Source organism: Agrobacterium sp. Azo12 (assembly GCF_029193765.2).
Taxonomy (GTDB): Bacteria; Pseudomonadota; Alphaproteobacteria; order Rhizobiales; family Rhizobiaceae; genus Agrobacterium.
In genome coordinates this window covers 1,009,139-1,032,450 of sequence record NZ_JARFYO020000002.1, presented here as the reverse complement: position 1 = coordinate 1,032,450, position 23,312 = coordinate 1,009,139, and the positions used below count along the sequence as shown (strand labels likewise).

At 53.1% G+C, this 23,312-nt stretch carries 22 protein-coding genes and 1 pseudogene; 6 read left to right on the top strand and 17 right to left on the bottom strand.

The genetic code is table 11. The annotated features are described in order from the left end of the window. Positions 1-425 precede the first annotated feature (425 nt). Positions 426-815: a hypothetical protein gene (locus PYL13_RS21130; protein ID WP_285200999.1), complete on the top strand. Its 390-nt coding sequence runs from the start codon at positions 426-428 to the stop codon at positions 813-815. Positions 816-936: 121 nt separating this feature from the next. Here PYL13_RS21130 and PYL13_RS21125 read toward each other — a convergent pair whose 3' ends face one another. Continuing rightward, on the bottom strand, positions 937-2,877 hold the full coding sequence (locus tag PYL13_RS21125) for a DUF4139 domain-containing protein (RefSeq protein WP_275642225.1): 1,941 nt from the start codon (positions 2,875-2,877) through the stop codon (positions 937-939). Positions 2,878-3,120: 243 nt separating this feature from the next. Here PYL13_RS21125 and PYL13_RS21120 point away from each other — a divergent pair, with 243 nt between their 5' ends. Next, positions 3,121-3,432 carry a hypothetical protein gene (locus PYL13_RS21120; RefSeq protein WP_275642224.1) on the top strand — a complete coding sequence of 104 codons (312 nt, stop codon included), beginning with the start codon at positions 3,121-3,123 and terminating at the stop codon, positions 3,430-3,432. Positions 3,433-3,973: 541 nt separating this feature from the next. Beyond that, a complete protein-coding gene (locus PYL13_RS27080; protein ID WP_371815313.1) occupies positions 3,974-4,756 on the top strand; it encodes a cell wall hydrolase in 783 nt (260 codons plus the stop codon). 88 nt (positions 4,757-4,844) lie between these two features. Here the strand turns inward: PYL13_RS27080 and PYL13_RS21110 are convergent, their stop codons facing one another. From PYL13_RS21110 to PYL13_RS21095, 4 genes are all read right to left on the bottom strand, one after another. Then, the gene (locus PYL13_RS21110; protein WP_275642223.1) at positions 4,845-5,585 is read right to left on the bottom strand and encodes a GNAT family N-acetyltransferase; all 741 of its coding nucleotides are present in this window, start codon (positions 5,583-5,585) and stop codon (positions 4,845-4,847) included. A 124-nt stretch (positions 5,586-5,709) separates the two neighbouring features. After that, entirely contained in the window at positions 5,710-6,183 is a 474-nt protein-coding gene (locus tag PYL13_RS21105) for a nuclear transport factor 2 family protein (RefSeq protein ID WP_259147028.1), read from the bottom strand. A 1-nt stretch (position 6,184) separates the two neighbouring features. Further along, complete coding sequence (locus PYL13_RS21100) at positions 6,185-6,802, bottom strand: pyridoxamine 5'-phosphate oxidase family protein (RefSeq protein ID WP_275642222.1); 618 nt, start codon at positions 6,800-6,802, stop codon at positions 6,185-6,187. A gap of 119 nt (positions 6,803-6,921) precedes the next feature. Further along, entirely contained in the window at positions 6,922-7,908 is a 987-nt protein-coding gene (locus PYL13_RS21095; protein ID WP_275642555.1) for an MBL fold metallo-hydrolase, read from the bottom strand. A gap of 298 nt (positions 7,909-8,206) precedes the next feature. Between PYL13_RS21095 and PYL13_RS21090 the strand changes: the two genes are divergently transcribed. Further along, positions 8,207-10,108 carry a PAS domain-containing sensor histidine kinase gene (locus tag PYL13_RS21090; RefSeq protein ID WP_275642221.1) on the top strand — a complete coding sequence of 634 codons (1,902 nt, stop codon included), beginning with the start codon at positions 8,207-8,209 and terminating at the stop codon, positions 10,106-10,108. Further along, the gene (locus PYL13_RS21085; RefSeq protein WP_275642220.1) at positions 10,098-10,718 is read left to right on the top strand and encodes a response regulator transcription factor; all 621 of its coding nucleotides are present in this window, start codon (positions 10,098-10,100) and stop codon (positions 10,716-10,718) included. Before PYL13_RS21090 ends, PYL13_RS21085 begins: the two co-directional genes overlap by 11 nt. 149 nt (positions 10,719-10,867) lie before the next feature. Here PYL13_RS21085 and PYL13_RS21080 read toward each other — a convergent pair whose 3' ends face one another. From PYL13_RS21080 to PYL13_RS21060, 5 genes are all read right to left on the bottom strand, one after another. Then, complete coding sequence (locus PYL13_RS21080; RefSeq protein WP_192489145.1) at positions 10,868-11,269, bottom strand: response regulator; 402 nt, start codon at positions 11,267-11,269, stop codon at positions 10,868-10,870. 269 nt (positions 11,270-11,538) lie between these two features. Continuing rightward, positions 11,539-11,895, bottom strand: coding sequence for a hypothetical protein (locus PYL13_RS21075; RefSeq protein ID WP_275642219.1), 357 nt, complete (start codon positions 11,893-11,895; stop codon positions 11,539-11,541). Positions 11,896-12,085: 190 nt separating this feature from the next. After that, the gene (locus tag PYL13_RS21070; protein ID WP_275642218.1) at positions 12,086-12,319 is read right to left on the bottom strand and encodes a hypothetical protein; all 234 of its coding nucleotides are present in this window, start codon (positions 12,317-12,319) and stop codon (positions 12,086-12,088) included. Between the two features lie 209 nt (positions 12,320-12,528). Beyond that, the gene (locus tag PYL13_RS21065) at positions 12,529-12,750 is read right to left on the bottom strand and encodes a hypothetical protein (RefSeq protein ID WP_192489142.1); all 222 of its coding nucleotides are present in this window, start codon (positions 12,748-12,750) and stop codon (positions 12,529-12,531) included. A 196-nt stretch (positions 12,751-12,946) separates the two neighbouring features. Beyond that, a complete protein-coding gene (locus PYL13_RS21060) occupies positions 12,947-13,198 on the bottom strand; it encodes a glycine zipper domain-containing protein (protein ID WP_192489141.1) in 252 nt (83 codons plus the stop codon). Between the two features lie 446 nt (positions 13,199-13,644). Between PYL13_RS21060 and PYL13_RS21055 the strand changes: the two genes are divergently transcribed. Continuing rightward, positions 13,645-15,060: a phospholipase D-like domain-containing protein gene (locus tag PYL13_RS21055; RefSeq protein ID WP_275642217.1), complete on the top strand. Its 1,416-nt coding sequence runs from the start codon at positions 13,645-13,647 to the stop codon at positions 15,058-15,060. 160 nt (positions 15,061-15,220) lie between these two features. Here the strand turns inward: PYL13_RS21055 and PYL13_RS21050 are convergent, their stop codons facing one another. The 7 genes and pseudogenes from PYL13_RS21050 to PYL13_RS21020 all read right to left on the bottom strand — a co-directional run bounded on the left by PYL13_RS21050 (position 15,221) and on the right by PYL13_RS21020 (position 23,295). Further along, on the bottom strand, positions 15,221-15,616 hold the full coding sequence (locus PYL13_RS21050; RefSeq protein WP_192489428.1) for a c-type cytochrome: 396 nt from the start codon (positions 15,614-15,616) through the stop codon (positions 15,221-15,223). 67 nt (positions 15,617-15,683) lie between these two features. Beyond that, the gene (locus PYL13_RS21045) at positions 15,684-16,241 is read right to left on the bottom strand and encodes a gluconate 2-dehydrogenase subunit 3 family protein (protein ID WP_275642215.1); all 558 of its coding nucleotides are present in this window, start codon (positions 16,239-16,241) and stop codon (positions 15,684-15,686) included. Further along, positions 16,241-17,926: a GMC oxidoreductase gene (locus PYL13_RS21040; protein ID WP_275642214.1), complete on the bottom strand. Its 1,686-nt coding sequence runs from the start codon at positions 17,924-17,926 to the stop codon at positions 16,241-16,243. The genes PYL13_RS21045 and PYL13_RS21040 overlap by 1 nt, the downstream gene beginning before the upstream one ends. A 135-nt stretch (positions 17,927-18,061) precedes the next feature. Next, on the bottom strand, positions 18,062-18,916 hold the full coding sequence (locus tag PYL13_RS21035; RefSeq protein ID WP_275642213.1) for a sugar phosphate isomerase/epimerase family protein: 855 nt from the start codon (positions 18,914-18,916) through the stop codon (positions 18,062-18,064). Positions 18,917-19,902: 986 nt separating this feature from the next. Further along, the gene (locus PYL13_RS21030) at positions 19,903-21,810 is read right to left on the bottom strand and encodes an MDR family MFS transporter (RefSeq protein ID WP_275642212.1); all 1,908 of its coding nucleotides are present in this window, start codon (positions 21,808-21,810) and stop codon (positions 19,903-19,905) included. A gap of 142 nt (positions 21,811-21,952) precedes the next feature. Continuing rightward, a pseudogene (locus PYL13_RS21025) lies at positions 21,953-22,084 on the bottom strand (phosphonate ABC transporter, permease protein PhnE); the annotation flags it as partial. 29 nt (positions 22,085-22,113) lie between these two features. Then, entirely contained in the window at positions 22,114-23,295 is a 1,182-nt protein-coding gene (locus PYL13_RS21020; RefSeq protein WP_275642211.1) for a YeeE/YedE family protein, read from the bottom strand. Between the last annotated feature and the right edge of the window lie 17 nt (positions 23,296-23,312).

Genomic DNA, 23,312 nt, shown 5'->3' with positions numbered 1-23,312 from the left:
ACGCCATGATCCAATGCAGCGCCCGGCTGATCAATCCGTAACGGTGGCTTGAATCCAGCCAGATGTTTTCAGTCTTGAGGTGTGCTGTTTCGTTCATGCATGCATTTTGTTCTTCTTAAGTTTGTAAGGCGGCTTGCTAGTATCGGAGAGACGGAACCTGTCATGCTCCAATCAGTAAGAATGGCACTCACACTAAACGTCCGAAGCCCAAGGAAGACTAACGAGAAACGAGCTTAAAACCCGCCTTATTCGGTGATGTCGCACGACCGTCTTGTCTTCTCCGCCAGATCGCGATCAAGAGAGCTTACGGCGGTCATCACCAAGCTGCGCAGCCTCTCGGAGATCGCTGATCGATATTAGGCCGTCAGCCGTGTATTGAAAATTGCCTCGTGAATATCGACATTCAGGATAACCTGGAGGTCGAAATGTTCTACGTTATCGTTGCGATTTGCGCACTGGTCACAACATTCTTTGTCTGTCGTTATTACGCCGCCAAGACCCTCGTTGCCGAAAAGGATATCGAGAAGGTCATCGCAAGCAAATTTGCCTCGAGTGGCAAAGCTATTGAACTTGCAAAAATCCGTGAGGAAAACGCTGTGATGCGAAACCTGTTACTGGACCTTTTGGAGAACGAAGCGGTGTTACCGATGCATCAGTCCTCCGTATCGAAGGATGATCTAATCAGAATGAAAACGACCAAGATTCAGAGATATCGCGAGATACTGGCCGAAAGTCACCATGTCTTGCAACGTCGGGAAGCCAGCCATGTTTTGGCGGGCTCCAGTTCAACTGGCGTCGACAGGCGCGGAGCCTGAGGTTTTAAAGAGCCAAGTTGTGCCGAACGCCCTGTCGGCACTCACTTGCTCTCTGGTCCAGTTAGTCAGGCATGCATATGAAGCGCTTGCGCCGCATCCACTCACTTTGCGGTAAATCGCTTCAGAACGTCCTGATAATGTCACCAACTTTCGCGGTGAAATCTTCCAGCACCTTGCGTTGTTCGATCCGTTGACCCTCGATGGCAGTCAATTTGTCCTCCAGCACGTTGAGCTGCTTGTCGAAGCGGTTTTTCGTATCGCCATCGCCGACGGCCTGCAGATTCTCACGCACCCTCGCCTGTTCGTCTGACGTGCGGCTATAATCCTCATCAAGCACCTGCAGCTTCAATTGCGCGTCATTCTGGCTGCGGCGAGCATCGGCAAGTTCGATCAGTTTGGCCTTTGTCTCGTCATCTGCGGCAGCCTCCTGCCAAGCAACCAGCGTAAAGGCGTCAGCATCAATCAGTGAGACTGTCTCGTCATTGACCAACTCATAGCGGGTTTCGACCGTCTTTTTTTCCCCGGCCTTCAGGCTGGTTTTGATGCGGTAGTCACTGGCTGTCGCTTCGTCCTGTCCCTCAGCGCTAAACGTCCAGCCGCTGCGTTTTGGAACCTCGACCACGACTATGCGCTCACCGTCTTGCGCGCCTGTTATGTCGTAGGTCGCTACCTCAACAGTCGAGGACTTGGTGTGGATCATGCCATCGACAACTTTCAGGCTGACAATGTTCTGGCTTGTTTTCACCGTAGTACCGATATTGACCTTCTGGTCCACGGCAAAGCTGACCGATTGCTTCTGGTCGCGTGGGAGGCCATTGATTTGGGCGTCCCCAACATAACCGACACTGTCGTCATAAACCGTCATGATGCCGGGCGGCAGGCTGATGCCGGCATTGTTTTCAATCAGTGCCGCAGCCACCGGATGTTCACCGGCCATGCCGGCCCGGTAAAGCGAAACCATTTCTGCCTTCACGCCCTGATCAAGGATCGGCACAGAGATCGTGTCGCCATTCTTGATGTCATAGCTGCCTTGCAGCGCGAAAGTTGATGTTACATCCTGCTCGGCAGCACTGGCCTCTTGGCCGCTTGCCATGGCAAACGGTGCCGGCGCTTCAGCAGCCATTGCCTCTGCCATGGGGGCGGATGCCAGAAAATCTGCACCGCCCATGCTGTTTCGCGCCACCATGGGTTTTGCCATCGAACCCGCTGGCAGGCTAGCTGCGGCAGTATCAACCGGCACCTCTATGCGCTCACGCATGAAGTGCCGATGGAGCGCCTGTTTGAGAGTGACCGGCTTGCCGGACGACAGCGTGACGCCAACACTGTTCCAGTCCTCTCCAGAGGCATTTTCAAAAACCGCCCACGCCTGTAGGCGCACCTCACCTTCCTTGCTGGTGACAAGGCGATAAGATGTCTTCCAGATGGGCGCTGGCACGACATAGGAGATATCAACCTCCCTTTGGGCTGCGCCACCCAGTTTCAGGGTCACGGTTCGCGCGCCATCCGTGTTGCCCTTGGCAATCACATCCATTGCGGTCTTGAGTTTGTCTTTGACGGCAGCATCGAGAATTTCAACCTTGGTGCCGGGTATCGCCGCCATGGCGATTTCGCCGTCATCGGTCATCAGTGATAGTTGCCAGCTCTTTGCCGTCTTTTCATTTTCACTAGCCGTGACACCAAGAACAACGCCCTGTTTGTCGCCCGCCTTCACCCGCGTTCCCTTGATGGCATCCAGTAGCTTCGGCATGGAGGAGAGATCGGATGCCTTGAACGGCAATGTGCGGAATGTCTCTTCCAGCGGGTTTGGGCCAGCCAGCGACAGGTTCTTGACCCTGCCCTCCTTGTCCCGAACCACGAGGCTTTTGAGAACATCATCGATCTGGTCGAGCGGTACTTCTATGGTGATTTCAGAATCCTGCCTCACCTCAGCGGACCGGACAATTTCCGCAAGCCCCCCGGACGACAGCGTCACTGACTTAACGGGTCCATTGACGGCAGCAAAGGCTGTGGTTGAAACAAGTGCGAAAAAAAGGGCTGGAAGAACGCGTTTGGTGGTGATCATGAAAACTCCCGACTGTAACTATGGCAAAAAGCCACGCAGCTCCCAGCTGCATTCACCGCATATGATTGTAGGTTTTGGCGCTATTTGAGGCAAATAAAACCGCAAACAGCTGTCATCGACCTGTTTTGATAACAAGGCATTGGTTGGTGCTCCTGCGCAAAGAATGCTGGAGCGCTACAAACGGTGGAACAAATAAGTCGAAATTGCCGTTCTGCTTGGCGATAATTCCTTTGGAGACATCAGATGAAACTGAAGCTTGTTTTGAGCGTGGTATTGGGTGTTGGCTTTTCGGCAGCAGCGGCGCAGGCGCACAACAACTGGCATCTCTACGGCGCGGTTCCCGTGGCGGGTGATCCGGTGCTTGAGGCCGCCTATCGCGCCGCTCTCGACCACTGCAGCTATGAGGGATATTACAGACATCAAAGGGTTGGTTTTTACGGTGGAGACTACGGTTCTGCCGAAATACGCCGTTGCATGTCGCGCAAGGGCTTCATCTTGCAGGATGGCCAGCCACACGCCTACCCCGCAAGCAAGGCAGCCTACCATGTGAGGTAAAAGGCCAGCGTAATTCGTGGTTTTGCATCTTCAGGCGTGTCATACCTCTCCAAAACGCTAGACCACGTTTGGGCAGCAATAGTGGGGTTACGACAGTGTAGTTCCGCTCATCTATAGACTCATCAAATAGCTGGAGCATGATGACGCGGTTCGATCTTAATATGTAGGGCAAGCCTCTTAAGGGAATGGAATTTCAGATATTTTTGAGTTTCTGGTAGGGCATTGATAAAGTTTTAGCTTTTAGGTATGTTATTCCTACCACGTGTATATTCTGAAATTTTTGGGCGGCACGATGATAAAGTTACAGACGGCTGTTAGCAGGGCAGCTTTATGCCTTTCGACAGCAATGCTGCTTTCTGCATGCACGAGCGCACAGACCGTTTCTGTGGACACCAGTCACCAGTCGACCAAGCTGCCAGTTGAGCCTCAAAAGACGGTTTACAGCTATACGAACAAAGATCGTGAGTGTTTGAAGCGCGCGATGTACTTCGAGTCAAAACGATCAAGCGAAAACGGGTTCCTTGCTGTCGGTAGCGTCATCATGAACCGGCTCACTTCCGGCATCTATCCTGAAAGCATTTGTGGCGTTGTCAGCCAGAAGAATCAGTTTGCACCTGGTGTCATGACACGCAAAATGGATGAGTCGACCGCACCCAGCCTCAACATTGCTGCAGATGCTGTTCTGAAGGGCGCCCGCCATCCTGACGTGAAGAACGCCATGTTCTTCCATACCGAGGGGTACACTTTCCCCTACAACAACATGCATTACGTTGCCGCAGCCGGCGGTAATGTATTCTACGAAAAACGCGACGAAGACGGCAATCTGCAAACCGTAGCGCCCAAGCCTGCCAACAGCTACATACTCGCTTACTCGTCCAATGATCCAGAGCAGAATCCTGCCCTATCTTCATCGATCATTGCAGAAGCGTCAGTTGCAGCCGCGACAGGGACGGACGTGGCCAGCGCATCGGCGACACCGACCCAGACACAGGCTGTTACACCATTGGAAAACACTGCGTCCGCTGATGCTGTGCAGGTCGCTTCTGCATCACCGAATCCATCGGCGGCGCCGGTCATTACCGAAGAAATTATACGTTCAGGCATCGAAGAGACTTTTGCGACCGATCACGCAGTTCCGCAGAATTCCTCCTATAATTCTGGTGGTCTTCGTCAGGTCAGCCTTCAGAGCGGAGCACGCGTTCCATTGCCTGCAGCACGCCCGGATGCGCAGAACCGGCCAGTTGCGGGAAGCGCAGCGGCAAATGGTTCACCACGCCTTAGTCAGGCAAATTGGGCTTTACGCACAAGCAACAGCTGGCAATAGACTCACACCGTCTTCTATCGTGGCCTGAATGTGTCTTTGTCGTTGTGCTTCAAGACTGATGTGTTCTATCAGGACGGTCAGCCCGGAACTACAGCTTGAAATTCTTACGGTCGTATGCGCGCCGAAATCCAATTTTTCTCAGGTTTTCGTAGGAAATGTTGGGTCTGCCTATTGATGGCGCCTCTGTTTCAACCACGAATGTAGACACGCCATTCGCGATGCCCTCGTTAATGCGAGCGGCGATGAGCGCCTTTTGAGCGCCGCGATTTCGAAACTCAGGCACTGTCGTACCTCCGCCCAACCATGCATATGAACCTGACACATAGATGGCGCCGGTGCCGACAGGCGTTTCACCGTCCAGGGCAAAAAAACACAACCATCCTTCTTTCCCGACGATGGCCGACCAAAAGGCCGACAAAGTCGGTGGAAAGCTGAACCCGCTACACATCATTGATCCGAACTGCGGAGCTTCGGCGGCGCGCACCGTTCGGGTGCTGACACGAACTGGCATATCGATGCTGTGTAATGACGCGTCTAGGGTAAGCTTCGACCAGCCGGGACCATGTTCATGAAGTCCCTTTGTGCTCACCCAGCTTCTCACATCATCCGCAACGGCTTCAAGGTTCAATTGCAGATACCTGTTGCCGGCCCTGCCCTGCATCCAGTCATATGCCTTATCCAGATCATTGACCGTACCCAAGCCGAGAATACGATTGAGACCTATTGCAGGGGCATTTGGCAGAGAGATTGCGCATCCGCCGTTGATGGTGATGCAGTCAAAAACTTCCCTGGCACGGAAACTGTTCGGTGAGAGCTTGTGCAGGCTCAAGAAGGCCGCGGCCTCGATAGCCTCTTCAGCCGTTGGGACAAAGCTTTTTGAAGACTGAAAATTCAAGACAGGCTCCTTAAGCCGTAACGATTGGGGTCATATGAGCGTTAGCAGGGTACTTCGATTAAAAGCCAAGTTCACTGAGACTGGGATGGTCATCGGGTCTTCGGCCGAGTGGCCAGTGAAAGCTGCGGTTCTGGATGCTGATCGGCAGGTCATTGATGCTGGCGTAGCGTTTTCGCATCAAGCCACGATCATCGAACTCCCAGTTCTCGTTGCCGAATGATCGGAACCAGTTGCCACTGTCGTCATGCCACTCGTAAGCAAATCTAACTGCGATCCGATTATTGTCGAAAGCCCAGAGTTCCTTGATCAATCTATAATCAAGCTCTCTCCGCCACTTCGTCGCTAAAAACGTCTGTATTGCATCCCGGCCAGTCACAAACTCGGCACGGTTCCGCCACCGGCAGTCAACGGTATAAGCCAGTGAGACCCTGACAGGGTCTCTGCTGTTCCAACCGTCTTCAGCCAACCTGACTTTCTGGGCCGCACTTTCTGATGTAAACGGAGGATTAGGTGGTCGTTCAGCGTCGCTCATCTCAAAGGTCCTCCAGACGTGCCCGCAAGGCGGCGTTCTCCGCTTCCAGTTGCTGCAGTCGGTCGCGAAGTGGAGCGATTGCTTGTCCGACCTCGTGCTCGGTGTAGCGCGGGGTGATGTGCTGCGGGCAGTTCCAATCAAAGGCCTCAAGTCGCAGCTTGAAGATACGCTCTGCCCTGCCCCTGTAATCCGAATCGGAAACAAACTTTGCGAGCTGCTGGTCCGCATCCAGCTCCACTTGTTCCACATAGGCATAGATTTTGAGCCGGGCTCTCCGGACATAGTCCATTAGAAACAGGCAGGTGCGATCATTGGCTGCAAAATTGCCGGCACTGATGTACTGGCGATTTCCGCGATAGTCTGCGAAGGCCATGGTCTGCTGGTCGACGACCTTTAGGAAACCGGCTTTGCCTCCTCGATGCTGAACGTACGGCCAGCCCGTTTCGGAGACGGATGCCATATAGAAGCTGTCGCGTGTCGTGATGAAAGCGATTTCGGCGTCTGTCAGGGTATCTGAAGGACGGTCATGAGATCCCAGCCATATCTGATCCGCGCCCATGTCAGCTTGAACTGCCCTGACACTCGGTGTCACGGCCACCTCAAGGAAATGATATGGCATGCCTGATCTCCTTGTTCGGCCATGCACGCATCGATTTAACACGATGCGTGCATGGATATGTCTTTTGGCAACGCCTCTTGTTAGGAACTTTGTGTCCTCCGAGGCCCCTAAAACAAAGATTACTCCTGCAAGGCCCAGTCTGCTACCTCCCACCGCATCTCCCCACGATCAGCCACGACGCGACCGAGACCGGGAAAAGGCATGTGGGTGGCGGCGATAAGCGCACCCTCCGATGCCGCAAGCGGAAAGAAACGATCGCGCATGGCTTTTGCTGCGACACGGTCCTGCTCAAACAGGAAGAACACATCGGTAGCGGCGGGATGTACAACCGGGAAAATCATGTCTGAAACCATGATCAGGCTCCTGCCGCCATCTTCGATCCGCACGCCGATGTGGCCCGGCGTGTGGCCGGTCAGGTCAACAATCGAAACGCCCGGTGTGATCTCGCGCTCTCCATCTATTGCCTGGAGTTTCGGATATAGCCGCACCACTTCTTCTGCCATGTTGAAACTTGGCTGCAGAAAATCAGGAGCACCGTTTTTCTTGGCTGGGTCGGTCCAGTGGGTAACGTCGCGACGATCTATAAAGAGTTCGGCGTCAGGGTAGTTGTTCTTGCCTGCCAGTACCAACCCGCCCATATGATCCTGGTGCATATGCGTCACGATGATTGCGTCGATCTGATCGGGTCGAAGACCATAGTTGGCGAGTGCTTGTGGCAGTTTTCCTGTCTGGCCGATAGAGCCTGCCGCACCGGCGTCAATCAGGATGCGGCGCTCACCATCTTCGACGAGATATTGATTGAACAGGAAACGTACGCCACTTGGCCTGGCGGTAAATTGTGCGCTTGCCGCCTTCTCGACCTCCGGGGCTGATCGTCCCGGGAAGTAGTCATAGGGCATGTCGGCATATCCATCCGTCAGCGCTGTAACAGTGAAGCGACCGATCCGTATCTGTGCGAATGGGGTTATTGCAACAGGAGTTTTGTCGACTGCCTGCGTCGCGGCTTGCACAGATGAAGCACTAACCAATCCCCCGCTGAGGAGACTTCCTCCAACGAGGCCAAGAGGCAAGGCACTGGCAAATGCACGGCGTGAAAGTTGCGGCATGGCGTCTTCCTTCATATCGATTGATGATGTGGTGGCGTCGGCAAATGTGCCGGTATATTGGCTGCGATTGGCAAACGGGTTTTCGCCCAAGCCGTCATTGTTCGGCGCCAGGTTCAACCATCTTTTTTATGAATAGGTCGGTTCAGGCCCGCCCTCAATTGCGATCTAGGTCACAGCAAACTAGACCAAGGCAGTGCGAAAATAGACCATCGTCTATCAATCTCGCCTAACACGGTGGCGAGAAACAGCGTAACCTGACATGGGGCGTTTACGCTCAACGAAATGGTAGGGGACCAAGTTGGACAAGCATAAGGATACCGATGCGATCATCGACCTTATCCCGGCAATGGCGTGGTCGACGACGTCTGACGGCATGCTCGATTTTGCCAATCAGCATTTTCTCGAATATGTCGGTTTGCCGCTTGCAGACATTGCGGGTGAAAATTTTTACCTCCTATTCCACCCCGATGACACAACTCGGCTTGCTTCCGAGTGGCGCGCTATCATGATCTCCAAAATAGGGAGGGAAGTCGAAGGCAGGTTGAGGCGTGCCGACGGCGAATATCGGTGGTGTTCGCTTCGGCAAAAACCCCGGTTTGATTCTGGCGGAGATGTCATCAAATGGTACGGTGTCGTTCTCGATATTGAAGATCGGAAACTGGCTGAAGACTCTCTCAGAGAGACCAAATCTGCGCTTGCTGCAAGTGAAGAGAACCTGAGGCTTATCATCAATTCGCTTCCAGTCCTGGTCTGGTCCGCACGCCCGGATGGAAGTGCGGATTTCGTGAACCAGAACTGGCTTGATTATGCCGGATTACCAGCCGCCGAAATTCTCGAATGGGGCTTTCTGGACCTCTATCACCCCGACGATATTCCAGAGATGGTGGAAATCTGGAAACGAGACCTCGAACATTCAGATCATACCCGATTGAAAGGGCGCATTCGTGGGGCAGATGGAACCTATCGCTGGTTTTATTTTGCGGGACGAAAGCTGATAGATGCGAATGGTGTCGTGCGCTGGTTTGGTGTCAATATCGACATTGAAAACCTGCAATGCGCTGAAGATGCCCTTCGATCAAGCGAAGCGGCACTTAGGGAAAGTGAACATAAGCTCAGCCTCATCATCAACACCATTCCTGCCATGGCCTGGTCCTGTACGCCGGATGGCCGACTTGAATACTGGAACCAGAATCTGATCGATTTTGTGGGCCTGCCATTTGAAGAGATTGTCGGATTCGGGTTCTACCGCATGTTTCATCCCGATGATGTCGAACGGATGCGTGAGAGTTGGGAAGAGGTTGTCACGACGAAAAAACCCAAGCCTGTTGACGCCCGGATCAGAAGATTCGATGGCCAGTACAGGTGGTTTAATCTGCGACAAAGCCCACTTCTGGATACTCACGGCAACGTCGTTCGGTGGTATGGCATCGTTGTCGACATTGAAGACCGCAAACGTGCAGAGGACTCGCTTCGTCAGAGTCAAAGTCAACTCGCACACGTTACCAGAGTGACGACGATCGGAGAGCTTGCCGTTTCGATTGCTCATGAGATCAATCAGCCGCTCATGGCAATTGTAACCAATGCAGGCACCTGTCTCAGATGGCTTCAGGAGGGACATACCGATCTTGAACAAGCGCGATTGGCCGCCGGACGGATCGTTCATGACGGTCATCGTGCCGGTGAAATCGTAACAAGCATTCGCTCCATGGCGCAGAAGACGCCAGCACAAATACAACGCACGGATTTCAGCCTCGCGCTAAGGGATGTTTTGGATCTCTTACACGGCGAATTGCGGTCGCGTGGCTTGGGCGTCATTGCAGAACTGAAGGCTGAACCTATCGAGGTTCTCGGCGATCGTACTCAACTTCAGCAGGTCCTGGTAAATTTGATCATGAATGCCGCTGAGGCGACATCACAACGTCCGGAAGCTGTTATCAAAATCAGTTGTAACGTGGGCCAGATGGGTGACGTTGAGGTCAGTGTTTCCGATTTCGGCAATGGAATACCTACTGACGAACTCGATAGAATATTCGAGCCGTTTTATACGACAAAATCTGATGGGATTGGGATGGGCCTTTCCATCTGCCGCTCAATAGTGGAAGCGCATGGAGGACGTATCTGGGCAACCGCTAACGATCCGTGTGGAAGCACGTTAACATTCACGCTCTCTCATTTTAAGGAAACACCCGTTGATCGATGAACGGAAGAACCGGCAACCTACCGTCATCATCATTGATGACGATCAAAACGTACGCGAAGCGCTGAAAGGGCTGTTCGAATCGGTGGGGCTTGCTGCCGAAACGCATGGTTCTGTCACGGAGTTCATGGCGGCAGATGATCCTGAAAAAGCCGGTTGTATCGTGCTCGACATCCGGCTTCCCGGGCAAAGCGGCCTGGAATTTCAGGAAGCGTTGGCGAAGAGCAACCTTCCGCGGTCGATCGTCCTGATTAGCGCCCATGTTGATGTGCCCATGGCAGTGCGGGCCATGAAAGCTGGCGCTATAGACGTTCTCAGCAAGCCGGTTCGAGAACAGGATCTTTTGGAGGCGGTAAACCGTGCGATCGCCAACGATGCTGCGCGCCGCAACGAAAGAAAAGCAAAAGCTGTGACCCATTCAAGATATATGACGCTGACGGAACGTGAGCGGCAGATCATGACATTTGTCATTGCCGGTAAGCTGAACAAGCAGATCGCGGCAGAGCTGGAGCTCGCCGAGCCTACGGTGAAACTTCACCGAGGGCACATGATGCGTAAGATGAAAGCGACATCGGTGGCGCAACTGGTCAAAATTTCCGATGGGCTTGTATAGACCGATTAGTGGGCTGTTATGGGCTCCGGTGAAATCTAGCTTGTAGCGGAAAGTATAGGGGTCGACCACGGCGCCTCAGCGCCGATAATCGGTCCTTCATGGTCGCAAACTCTTGCGCCAGGATACTGCTAAGGAGCAGGCTGCGAACCTCAGGCTCCTCGACCGACCACGCGTGATGGTTGATTTTCACCCCAGTGGGAAAGCAGCTCACTCAGCGTGTCGATAAGAAAACCGACGTCGTAAGGTTTTGGAATAAATTTCACACCGTTTGGCAGCTCGTCAGCGCCGATAGATCGACCACCCGAAGTCACGATAACGGATATGCTGGCTTTGGTGGACCTTATATGTCGGGCGAGATCGACGCCATTGATGCCGCAGGGCATTTCTACATCAGTAATAACAGCATCGACTTGGCGCGCTTCAAGAGCGACGATCGCTTCCAGAGCGTTTTTGGCCTGGATTACTTGATAGCCCTCATCTTCGAGGACTTCAGTGAGCATTATTCTAATCAGAGGCTCGTCATCGACGATAAGCACGGTACGCAGAAACATGGGTCGGCTCCATTGTGATCACGCATACAACGTGCGTGTTCAGATTAAGATCGCCCCCGTGAGGTAGTCTTTGGGAACAAACTTAATAAAATACGAACAATCTCATCGATTGTCCTTTATCCACAGCCGGCAGCCTATTATTGCTTTCAATTCTTTGGGTGGATTGAACCCTGCTCCACATTTCTCACTGATTATTGGCCAAGAACGTTATGACGATCCGAGATCAGCTGAGGATAAATTTCATCTGTGGCTTACTCATCAGCCCGAACTCATGCCTGAAATTCTTCCTCGGGGCGGCCCTCGCCCGCGATATAATAAAATCTGGTGCTTTGAATCATGATCGCTGGTCCATCAAGGCGGTGAAGCTCGCCATTCAAGTACCACTGTTGATCACCGTTAGGCCACTCTATTGCAGGCCCGTCCTTGCGATGGCGTTTACCATCAAGCCACCACTCACAATAGCCATTTGGTGAAGATAGGGCTGGACCATCAACACGGTGATGTCGGCCGTTTACCAGCCATTCCTGTTTGCCATTATTGTAACTGATGGCAGGCCCATTATCGTTATGGATCTGGCCATTTACATTATACCATTCCGTTCGGTTCTGAAAAATCTTCCTGTTCAACCTGTTTCCTCTCCACGGATCCGCTTTACCGCGATGTTTTAGAGATGAGTATGAATGGCCCGGAAACATTTGCAAGGCTCGGATCATCTCAATCGGTCTCGGTACGTCAAAGGACAATCGACTGGTAGTATGCCAATAATTGAAAGGGAATGTCCCCAATCGCGGCAACTGGCAGAGTTTATCTCATGCTTTACGCCGGGCGCTCGTAACGTGGCCTCCACCCCCGAACCATTCCATGGCTCATGACCTTAGAGGCTCGATATAATTGATCGCGCAAGAAGTCGGCATCTGCCATAAGGTTTCTGATTGCAGACAGCGCATCCCCGTCATGGGCCGCCAGCACGGCCGCAGCTAGATCGACTTCGCCAGAGACGGGCCCGGTGATGTCATCAGGATAAATATTAAAAGCGAGTTGTTGAGACATGGAGAACTCCCGAGAATAACATTCCGTGAATGTTCTCATTTTGTTCTATTTTAGCACAAAGTCAACCCTGAGAAACTGTACCTCTATGCAGGGCTGCAGCCGAAGCGGCAACCATCGACCTCAAATGTCACATAAGTAGTGCCCCCGGGGCGCTGTATTGACATTCGACAAGCCAAACCTGTCAATGCTAGGCCTTTTAATTCGACAGTTTATGGAATTGCTTTGAGCACCGACAGCCTGTTCCCCGGTAAAAAGGCAAGGACTTTATCTTGTTCGAGCGCATTCAGGACAGCCGTAATTTCGTCGTCGGTGAACCCATCTGCCTTTAATGGCTCATCAATATCAGGCCGATTGAGTGTTTTGTCAGGCTTTGCCTTCAACGCTTTAAGTCGCTGGGAAATGGCGATTTCAGTATCTTCAAACCGGCTCATGAGTGGCGATTGCCCTGTTGTGATTGTCCTGTTGCGAGACAAGCTGATAATCTCGTTGTTGATATTGAATCCAAGGGATGCACTGTGGCCTTGATTTCTCATTGCGCACAATAGTGCAATGCGCCGGTATAGATATAGCCACCCGCATAAGCTTATCTGCGGGTGGCTATACCATTGCGGCGGTGTTGAAAGATGATCAGCAACGGTCGATGTAACGATTTCCGTTGCGGTCACGGTAGTAGCACTGGCCTGGCTGGTCCGCGACGCTACCGATCAATGCGCCCGAAACACCGCCTACTGCAGCACCGACAGCCGCACCGCGCAGATTGCCGGTTGCTGCGCCACCTATGATGGCGCCACCTGCTGCGCCGACGGTTGCACCGCGCTCCGTTGAGGAACATGCTGCCAGCGACAGAGCAACAAGAACTGGAATAATGATTTTTTGCATTGTGGTCTCCTTCTCTCAAAAACCAAACCATGCCAGAGGCGTTTTGTTCCGATTATTTTAGGTTTGGACTCTAAAGCAGCAGCCGATCATCTTCAAAAAACCTCAAAAACAAGGAAGTAGCGATATTTGAGGCGTCTGTAAGTTTTCTCAACTTTGCCAGTTTTAACCTGCTTGTAAGCAGCCGTTCTCTCCTTTGTCGTAAGGCATGCAACGGGTTGTCCTGTAATATTGATATTTGCATGTGACCACTGATCGGAAGAGGGAACGATTTTGCTCCTCTCCCGTTCACATCGCGGTCGTACGCGCGTGGGGTATTCAAGCACCGAAAGTCCCTAATCGAGATTGAAGTCGAAGTGTCATTCCGGTCGTGACGAGCAGTTTATGTGTTAGCATTTTGAAAAGGTGGCAAAGTGTCGATTTTGGTGGCTGGCGAAACATGTTGGCGCTTGATTAAGGCAGATCGCGCTTCGGTGATCGTCGATGCGGACAAATTCTTCAGGCATGCGCGCAATGCGATGCTGAAAGCCAAACGCAACATCATGTTGATCGGATGGGATTTCGATACCCGGATCGAGCTTGCACATGATGGCAAGGATGATGAAGCGCCTGTGAAAGTAGGGCCGTTGCTGGATTGGCTGGCGGCGCGCAATTCCGATCTCGAAATACGGATTCTGAAGTGGGACCTCGGCGTGATCAATTCGCTGGCGCGAGGAGAGACGCCCTTCTACGTTTTGAAATGGATGTTTTCCAATCAAATCCACCTGAAGCTCGACGGTGCGCATCCCGCAATGTCGGCTCATCACATGAAACTTCTTGTCATTGACGATGAGCTCGCATTTTGTGGCGGGATCGATATGACTGTTGGGCGTTGGGACACAACTGACCACCGCGATAATGAACCTCGACGTCGATCACCCATGGGCTTTGCGCAAGGTCCTTGGCATGACGCCACGACGTGCGTGTCAGGCCCGGCGGCGGCAGCGCTGGGTGAATTGGCTCGAACTCGTTGGTATTATGCGACAGGTGAAAAGCTTTCGAAAAGCGAAGGTGCAGATCAAATCTGGCCGGATGGTCTCGATGTCGACTTGTCTGGTGTCGAGATCGCCATTTCCAGAACCGCACCGCAGTACGAAAGCAGACCGCAGATCAGCGAAGTTGAGACGGTCAAACTCGCAATGATCGCGTCGGCGCGAAAATCTCTATACATCGAAAGCCAGTATTTTGCATCGAGGCGCATCGCAGAGGCGATTGCTGCGCGTCTCGGAGAGCAAGACGGGCCGGAGGTGCTGGTCATCAATCCTGAAGGCGCAGGAGGTTGGCTCGAGGCAAAAACGATGGATTCTGCTCGCGTTCGGTTGATGAAACTTGTTACGGATGCCGATATTTTCGACCGCTTCCGGGTGCTGTACCCAGTGAATGAAAATCGCTCACCGATCTATGTTCATGCAAAGATCATGATTGCCGATGAGAATATTCTGAAACTTGGTTCAGCCAATCTCAACAATCGTTCAATGGGTTTTGATACGGAATGTGACATCGCGATTGAAGCAAATGATTACTCAACGCGTGCAACAATCACCAGAATAAGAGACACGCTTATTGCCGAACACCTCGGATGCGCGGTTGAAAGGGTGTCTGAGGAGATCAAAGCCTCGGGCTCATTGATCAAAGCTGTCGAGACCCTCAATCAGCATGCAGGCCGCGGCCTGATTCCTGTGCCTATCCGTGAACTCACCGCTGCTGATGAGGTGTTCGCTGAATCAGAATTTGCGGATCCGGAAAGACCTGCGGGAGTGCGGTACAAGACGGCAAGTTTTCTGCAACAACGTTTCCGTCGTCCTACACCGCTGCCGCTCAGTTAAGGTCGAGCGCAAAAAAGTGGCACGTCCTGTTGAAAGACGTGCCGAGATCGCATCGAGAGCCACACCCCGGGGGGAAAACGAGGTTTGGCTGTGTCAAAACTTTCGTTTCGACTTTTTGTTCCATGCGTCCCCAGGCGGTTTTTATCAAATCCTGGCGTGATTAGTCCGCCGAGGACTTCGATGCGCTCTCAATGTAAGCGATGAGATTGTCGAGGTCTGCCGGTTTGCTCACTCCGGCTGAAGACATTTTGTTACCAGGTATTTTCTTTTTGGGAGCGCTGAGAAACGCCTTCAATTCTTCCGAGGTCCAGATTTGGCCTTCTTCACCCGCCTTTTTCATGGCGTTGGAATAATTGTACTCCGGCAAGCTGCCAGCAGTACGGCCAATGATAGCATTGAGTTGGGGACCAACTTTGTTTTTGGCGCCCTCCCCGATGGCATGACAGGCCGAACAGCGTTTGAATACTGTTTCACCCTTGGCGGCATCGCCCTCGGATCGCGCCGGCATAGCGCTCGCAGCCATCAAGACCGCTGCCAACAATATTGAAATACGCATTTTTTCATCCTTGTCTTGCAAATCAAAAGTCCCGCACGCGGGGCGCGCGGGACGAACGGACATAAACTCAGGCTGTGCCCCAAGCGGGCGTACCCTTTTTGTAAGGGACGCAGGTTTCGTATTCGCCCGGGATTTCGTCATATACAAGAACTTCGGTTGCACCGATTTTCGATGTGAAAAAGCCGAACAATGTCAGCTGCTTGACGAGGGTGAATGCCTGTGGATTGGTTGGGGTCTGTTCTGCCCTGGCCTTTTTGTCCAAAGCCAGAATGACATCCTCCCGCTCTTTAGCTGTCAGGCTGAGAAATGGCTTTTTATGTTTTTCCTGGCTGCTGCCTTCAATCTGTGAAATTGAAGAATGGAAGAGCTTCTTTTGGTCTTCCGTATAACAATCGGCAGCATAAACAGCCATGAAGGCGCCGACCTCGGCGTCTTTCGCGCCGGGGGTGGATGTCCGAGGGATGATGGTTTCAGCCACCTCATCCAGGAAACGGATGTCCTCCGGAGTAAACAGTTGGTCGGGCTTTGCCGCAGCGGCTTTATCCAGACTGAAGGCGACATCGGCGCCGACGAGAGAGATGCCTGTCGCAACCGTGATAAGTCTTAGCAGTTCACGTCTGTTCATTACAGATTTCCCTTCTTGAGCTCTGACACCGCAAAATCGGCAGCACGTGCCGTCAGCGCCATGTAGGTGAGAGACGGATTTACACAGGCGGCAGACGTCATGCAGGCACCATCTGTCACGAACACATTAGGAGCATCCCACACCTGGTTGTTGCCATTCAGAACCGAAGACTTTGGATCGCGGCCCATGCGCGCCGTTCCCATTTCGTGAATACCCATACCGGGTGCATAGCTGCCTCGGGTCGGTTTGACGTTTTTGATGCCGACGGCCTCAAACATTTCAACAGCGTCATTCACCATGTCTTCACGCATATCGAGTTCGTTTTGTTTCAACTCGACATTCATCGAAAGGACCGGCAGCCCCCATTTGTCCTTTTTGTTCTGGTCAAGCTTCACGCGATTTTCGTGGTAGGGCAGCATCTCGCCAAAGGCTGTCATGCCGATTGTCCAGCCGCCTGGTTCAGTCAACGCGTCTTTATAATCTGCTCCAATATTCATCTCGGCGATTTCGCGCTCCCAGCGGGAGCGGCTTGCCGAACCCTGATAACCAAAACCACGCAGATATTTACGCTTTTCATCGCCGATGTTGCGGAAGCGAGGAATGTAGAAACCTGCCGGGCGGCGTCCCTTGAAATAGAACTCGTCAAATCCTTCGACCTCACCCGTCGCACCCATGCGGAAATGATGGTCCATGACATTGTGGCCGAGTTCGCCGGAACTGCTTCCCAATCCCCCTTCCCACACGTCGGTGGCTGAGTTCATCAGCACCCACGTCGAATTCAACGTCGAGGCATTCAGGAAGATAATGTCCGCGGTATATTCGTAGGTCATGTTGGTTTCGGCATCGATGATCTCGACACCGCGGGCCTTCTTCTTGTCCTTGTCGTAAAGGATTTCCTTGACGATTGAGAACGGCCGCAGGGTAAGATTGCCGGTCGCGACGGCTGCAGGCAGGGTCGATGACTGCGTGCTGAAATAGCCGCCGAACGGACAGCCCAACCGACACTTGTTTCTGAACTGACAGCGGGTGCGATCCTGATCAGGGAGTTCCTGCGTGATGTTGGCGCAGCGGGAATTGATCAGGTGACGCGTGCCCTTGAACCTGTCCTTCAGTCGACGTGCCACATCTTCTTCGACACAGTTCAAAGGGATTGGTGGGAGGAATTCACCATCAGGAAGGATATCGAGCCCTTCTTTGCTGCCGGAAATGCCTGCAAACCGTTCAACGTAGTCATACCATGGTGCAACATCCTGGTAGCGAATAGGCCAGTCGACTGCGATGCCTTCCTTGGCGTTGGCCTCGAAATCGGTCTGTGACCAGCGATAGGTCTGGCGTCCCCAAAGGAGCGAGCGACCACCGACATGATATCCGCGGAACCAGTCGAAACGTTTTTCTTCGACATAAGGCGTTTCCTGTTCATCGGCCCACATGCCGAGTGTGGCTTCTTCCAACAGATAATCGCGGCTTAGAACCGGATACTTTGCCTTCATTTCCTGCGTGGCACGATTGCGGTGAGGGTAGTCCCAGGCTTCCTTGTCCGCATTCTGGTAATCGGTAATGTGTTCGATGTTTCTGCCACGTTCAAGAAGAAGAACTTTTAGACCCTTTTGTGTGAGTTCTTTTGCGGCCCAGCCTCCGCTGATCCCCGAACCGACAACAATCGCGTCGTAATGATTGTTCGCCATGATAATCCCTCTAACTGTTGTTTGGAAAAAAGGCGCAACTCATCGGTCCTGCCGAGATATCGACGGGAAAAATTATGTTGATCACATGCGCCTGCTATTCCCCGGTAGTGTGACCACCGGGGAATGGTTGTTGCATTACTGAATTGTTGGCAGGTGTTCGTTGAGGAAGGAGTTGCCCTTGGTCAGGACGGCTTCGGCATCAAGCGGCATGTCGTGTTCAAGGATGAACCATTTCGCGCCGGCCTTTTTGGCCGCTGGCAAGATTGTTTTCCAATCCAGAACGCCGGTGCCGAGGGTGGCAAAACCACGTTCATTTTCCGCTGTGCCCGCAGGTGCATTATCCTTCGCGTGGATCGCAAATACCCGCCCGTTCAATGTGCCGAGAAACTCTGCCGGGTCCGTGCCGCTGCGTGCTACCCAGGCAACATCAAGCTCGCTCTGAAGCTTGGGACCGGCAGCGTCGAGCAGAAGCTCAAGTGCTGTCTTGCCGTCAAACTTGACCATTTCAAAGTCATGATTGTGATAGGACATGGCCAAACCGGCAGCAGCCAGCTTGTCTGCGTAACCACCAAGCTCCTTGCCAAATGCCGTCCATGCAGCAGCATCCGCTGGGCGATCTTCCGGCTTGAGGAATGGCACGGTCACAACCGGGTTGCCAACGGCCTTCTGCTCGGCAATGACGTCGTCCAGATTGCCGCGCAGCTTGTCGATAGGCACATGTGACGAGATCACCTTGATCTTGTGTTTCTCAAGCAGCGCGGACAATTCTTCTGCGCTGACCTTCTGCATGTCGACGGTTTCCACTGCCGAGACGCCGGCGCGGTTGAGAATGGCAAACTGCTCTTCAAGCGTGCCTGCATCGCGCAATGTGTACATCTGCGCTGCGATTGGCAGGGTTTTGTTGTCGTCAGCCAGAACAGGATTTGCGATAACTGCCGCCATTGCTGCGACAAATGCCATACCTGTGAATGTTGATTTCAAGGATTTCAAACGCGTAACTCCCTTTTCGTTTGAGCGATAAACGACACGCAAGCGCCACCCTCCCCGGCCCTGCAGCCGGAGGTGAAAAAGCAGCCTCCAATGTGTGGTGTCGTCTGTTTCAGATAGACTGCGGGTTAGATGTCGATCCCGACCCAAGACGTGGTCTGACTGGACCGTACTGCCGCATCAATGAACAAACGTCTGCCCCAGCTTCCATTACGTCGAGGACGAAATCGAAGAAGTTGGGACAACAATGTCAAAAGCGGACGTTAGTCTGCGCAAACTTTTGTTGCAGCAAACCTCAAGTGTATGGACATGAAAATTTTGCTCCTCCAAGCAACGGATTTTCCAATGAAACCGTTTACATCGGTAAATGTAACCGGTTTCATATATGTGTCAATCTACAAATTTTGGTTTATCAATTCTTGGCTCATAGACCGGGAGCTGACGTTGTACAGAAATCGGCTCTAAGCACTGAGTTTCAGGGAATAAGAGCCAAGGCAGCCTTTCTGCTTTTTTCGACATCGCCGCTTCTCATGCCACGCCATCTATGACGGGAATTTTGACGGTCGCATGAAGCCGCTCATTCACAGAAGATCGTCAGCGGTCGGTTTGTAAGACAGCCCTATCTGACCTAAGGCAGGTCTATTCGCTCGGGCAAATAACAAGTCGGCTCGTTGCCAAATCCGTCGCAGTAAATCCAAAGCCGACCGCAGTTTTGGCATTTGAGTATATGCGTGAACTCTGAGTAAAGCTGTTCAGCTTCAACGGTGTTTGTGAACTGATCGTAGTTGGTATCTGAAATAGCCAACCACTCTATAGGATTTGGTATTTCTCCGTAACGAAGTCTTGTACCGCACCGGCACATGATTGATGGCATCGTATATTTTCCTGTATAAGCTTGGCAAACAAACTTTCTATTCAATTGATCTAAAAACTTTCGACAATGCCGTGCCAATTGAAACTATCTGCAGGTCTCATGCCGACAGAAGCCGTCATACCGGTGGTTCTGACAGAATAGATGTCGCCAGGCGATTGAGCATTGCCCTCGCCTCGTCGTGGTGCTCAGGTTCCCAGTTGGCAACGAGCTTTGCGAAGCGGTCTTGATAAATGGCCACTATTCGATCGTAGATGATGTGTCCCGCCTGCGTGAGTTCAACATCACTGCCATCGATTTTCCGGAGTAATGTCAGATCAATCAGCGGTGCAGCCATGGCGGGATCGTCAGGTGAAATTGCGCCCTCCTTTCCGGTTTTTAGTAGAACCCAGAGTACAGGCGGGGGCATGTCGAGATTGGCCGTCAGGGCTACATCCTTCAGCACTGCAGCCCTGTTTTCCTGCTGCTCCAGCGCGATTACGATCCGCTCCAACTCGTCAACTGAATGCGCGTTGCGCGGCATGGCCAGCGTTGTCACGATATCTTCGGATCGGTGTGATGCGCGAAGTGGGATGTCCTTAAGAAGAAGCGTCAGAAGAAACGCCACAGCAGCAATGACCGCCGCCGTCACAAAAATCGGATGTAATGCTTCTGTGAATGCATGGTGGTAAAGGTTACGTGTTTCCTGCGGAAGCGCAGCAATTGCTGCCGGATCCAGCCCTGTTGGTATGTTTCCACCGAGCCCGGCAATGCCGGCTGCTAGGGCGGCGACAAAGATTGCCCCGAAGATCGAAACACCGACAGAACCGCCAATCGAGCGGAAAAGCGTAACACCCGAGGTTGCCACGCCGAGATCCTCATAACGGACGGCATTTTGCGCGGCCAGTACGAGAACCTGCATCACCATGCCCAGACCAAAACCCAGCACCAGCGCGTAACCCGCCGCAGTCCAGACGGGCGTATCGACAGACAGTGTCGATAAAAGCCAGAGACCTGTTGTCATGACCGCAGTCCCGACAATAGGGAACAGTCGATAGCGCCCGGTACGACTGATGATCTGGCCACTGGCAATCGAACTGACCAGAACCCCTGCCATCATCGGCGTAAGGTGCATGCCAGCCGATAGCGGCGACAAACCTTTCACAACCTGCATGTAAAGCGGCAGATAGGTGACGGAGCCGAACATCGCCAATCCGACGACCAGGCTGACCGCTGCGCAAACCGCGAAAATCCTGATGGAGAACAGGTGCAACGGAAAGATCGGTGCTGTCGCCCGACGCTCCATGGCAATAAATGACACGAACGATACGATCATCACCGCAACGAGTCCAAGCGCCCCCGCAGACGTCCAGCCCAATGTTTGTCCACCAAGGCTGGTCAGCAATATGAGTGACGTCAGGCATGTGGCCAGCAGCACCGCACCGGCATAATCAATGCTCGGGCGCGATCCAACTGTTGTGCGAGGCAGGACCGCACCAATGACAAGCACGGCAATCAGCCCGAGCGGCAGGTTGATGTAGAAGATCCAGCGCCATGTGAGATGATCAACCATAAAGCCGCCGATCAGCGGTCCCAGCACCGTTGCCAATCCGAACACCGCGCCGAAAAGGCCCTGATACCGCCCCCGTTCCTTCGGTGGAATGATATCTCCGACGACTGCCATGGTCGTGACCATCAGGCCGCCACCACCAAAACCCTGAAGAGCCCGGTAGACAATCAGCTCGAACATCGAGGTGCTCATGCCGCAAAGGGCCGAGCCGAGAAGAAACAGCACGATTGCCGTCTGCAACACGACCTTGCGACCGTAGAGATCACCCAATTTGCCATACAGCGGTGTCACCACCGTTGTCGCCAACATGTAGGAGGTCACGATCCAGGACAGATGTTCCAGACCGCCGAGTTCACCGACAATGGTTGGCAAGGCGGTTGAAACGATCGTCTGATCAAGTGAAGCGAGCAGCATCACCACCATCAAGGCAGCAAAGACCGTGCGAATGCGGGGCTGGTTTTCTCCGGCGGCTGTCATGACATCTCCGTGCGCGTCGTCAAAAACCGTTCCGCCGGCGATTTAGTTCCGTAGATCCGCGACAACGTCGGTTGTCGCGGTATGTCGTCTGATGATGGTAGTTTAGACTATTATGTTTTCGCGAGAGCTGATGCCGGAGTTATCAGCTGATTGCCTTTCTCACCCCGGCAAAAATCCATTCAGACACAACCACGGTGGCAAGAATGACGACAAAGATCGTTGTGACTTGTGGCCATGCCAGCATATTCAGTGATGACTGCAGCTTCAGACCGAGACATAGGTCTGAATGATAACTTCTGGGGATCAAAGCCAACCGCGTCTGAGGGTCAAAAGGCCAACGGCAGCGCCGAGCGAACAAAAGACAAGGAAAACCCAGCCAGAGACAGCGCCTGCCTGAATGCCGGAAAGCAGAACGCCGATTGTGCAACCCAGTCCGGTCATTGCCCCCCAACCCATCAGCACCCCACCAATGAGCCGACGCGCCAAGCCCTTTCCATCCGGCCAGGACGGTTGGAACTGTCTGGCATTTACTGCGCTTGCAAAAGCACCGATGATTAGACCGATGACAAACACACCATTGGGAGACAGGAGTGTGATTTTAACGGCCGCAACACAGCCTCGCAACGTATCGAGACCAGCGAGGGTTTGCGGTGCGAAACCGGTGGGTGTGGCGGCTGTGCGCACCAGACTGCCGAGTTCTGCAGTGACGCCGATAGGCGCAATTCTGAGATAGGCGAACGCGCCGATTGCGGCAACGAGGATGCCGGTCAGGACCGGCGGCCATCGGTGTGAGAAGACCGCCTGTCCTGCTAATGACAGGTAGTTTTTGTTGTCATCGGAAGGAGGCTGTGGTTGCCGTTTGCCAAGCCACAAGGTGATGATGATGAGTGCAACCACGCCGATAAGCCCGGCGATAAGTGCGCCGCCATGCCCGAATATATGGGGTAACCACAGAGGAGGGTCATCATGCACCGCCAATGTGAACAGACTGTTCCATGTCAGGAAGCCGATCAGAAAACCCAAGGCAGCGCCAAGGATGGCAATAATGGATCCGAAAGCACCCTCGCCAATCCGGTAGAGATGTCCTGACAGGCAAGAGCCGGAGAGGGCTGCACCGAAACCAAAGGCAGTCGACGCAAGCGCCATAACCCAACCGACTGGACTGATATGGGCATTGGGTGGCAGACGATCTGGCTGTGGCACAGGAACCCAGGCCATGATGATCACAGTGTAAAAAACGATCCCAAAACCGAGGGCGATCAGAATGGATAGAACACCATCTATTTTACGGTGCTCGATAAAGTCTCTGAAATTGCAGAGAAAGCAGAAACGTCCGCGCTGAAGGACGATGCCAAAAAGCAAGCCAAGAATAAGAGACAGCGAGAGTATTCGGCCAGTGGCATCTGTTGCGAGAGAAATGGACCACCAACTGACCAGAGCGATCAGCAACAGAGAAATGGCCGCCCGGCCGATTGATGGGCTCATAAACACTCTCATTATGC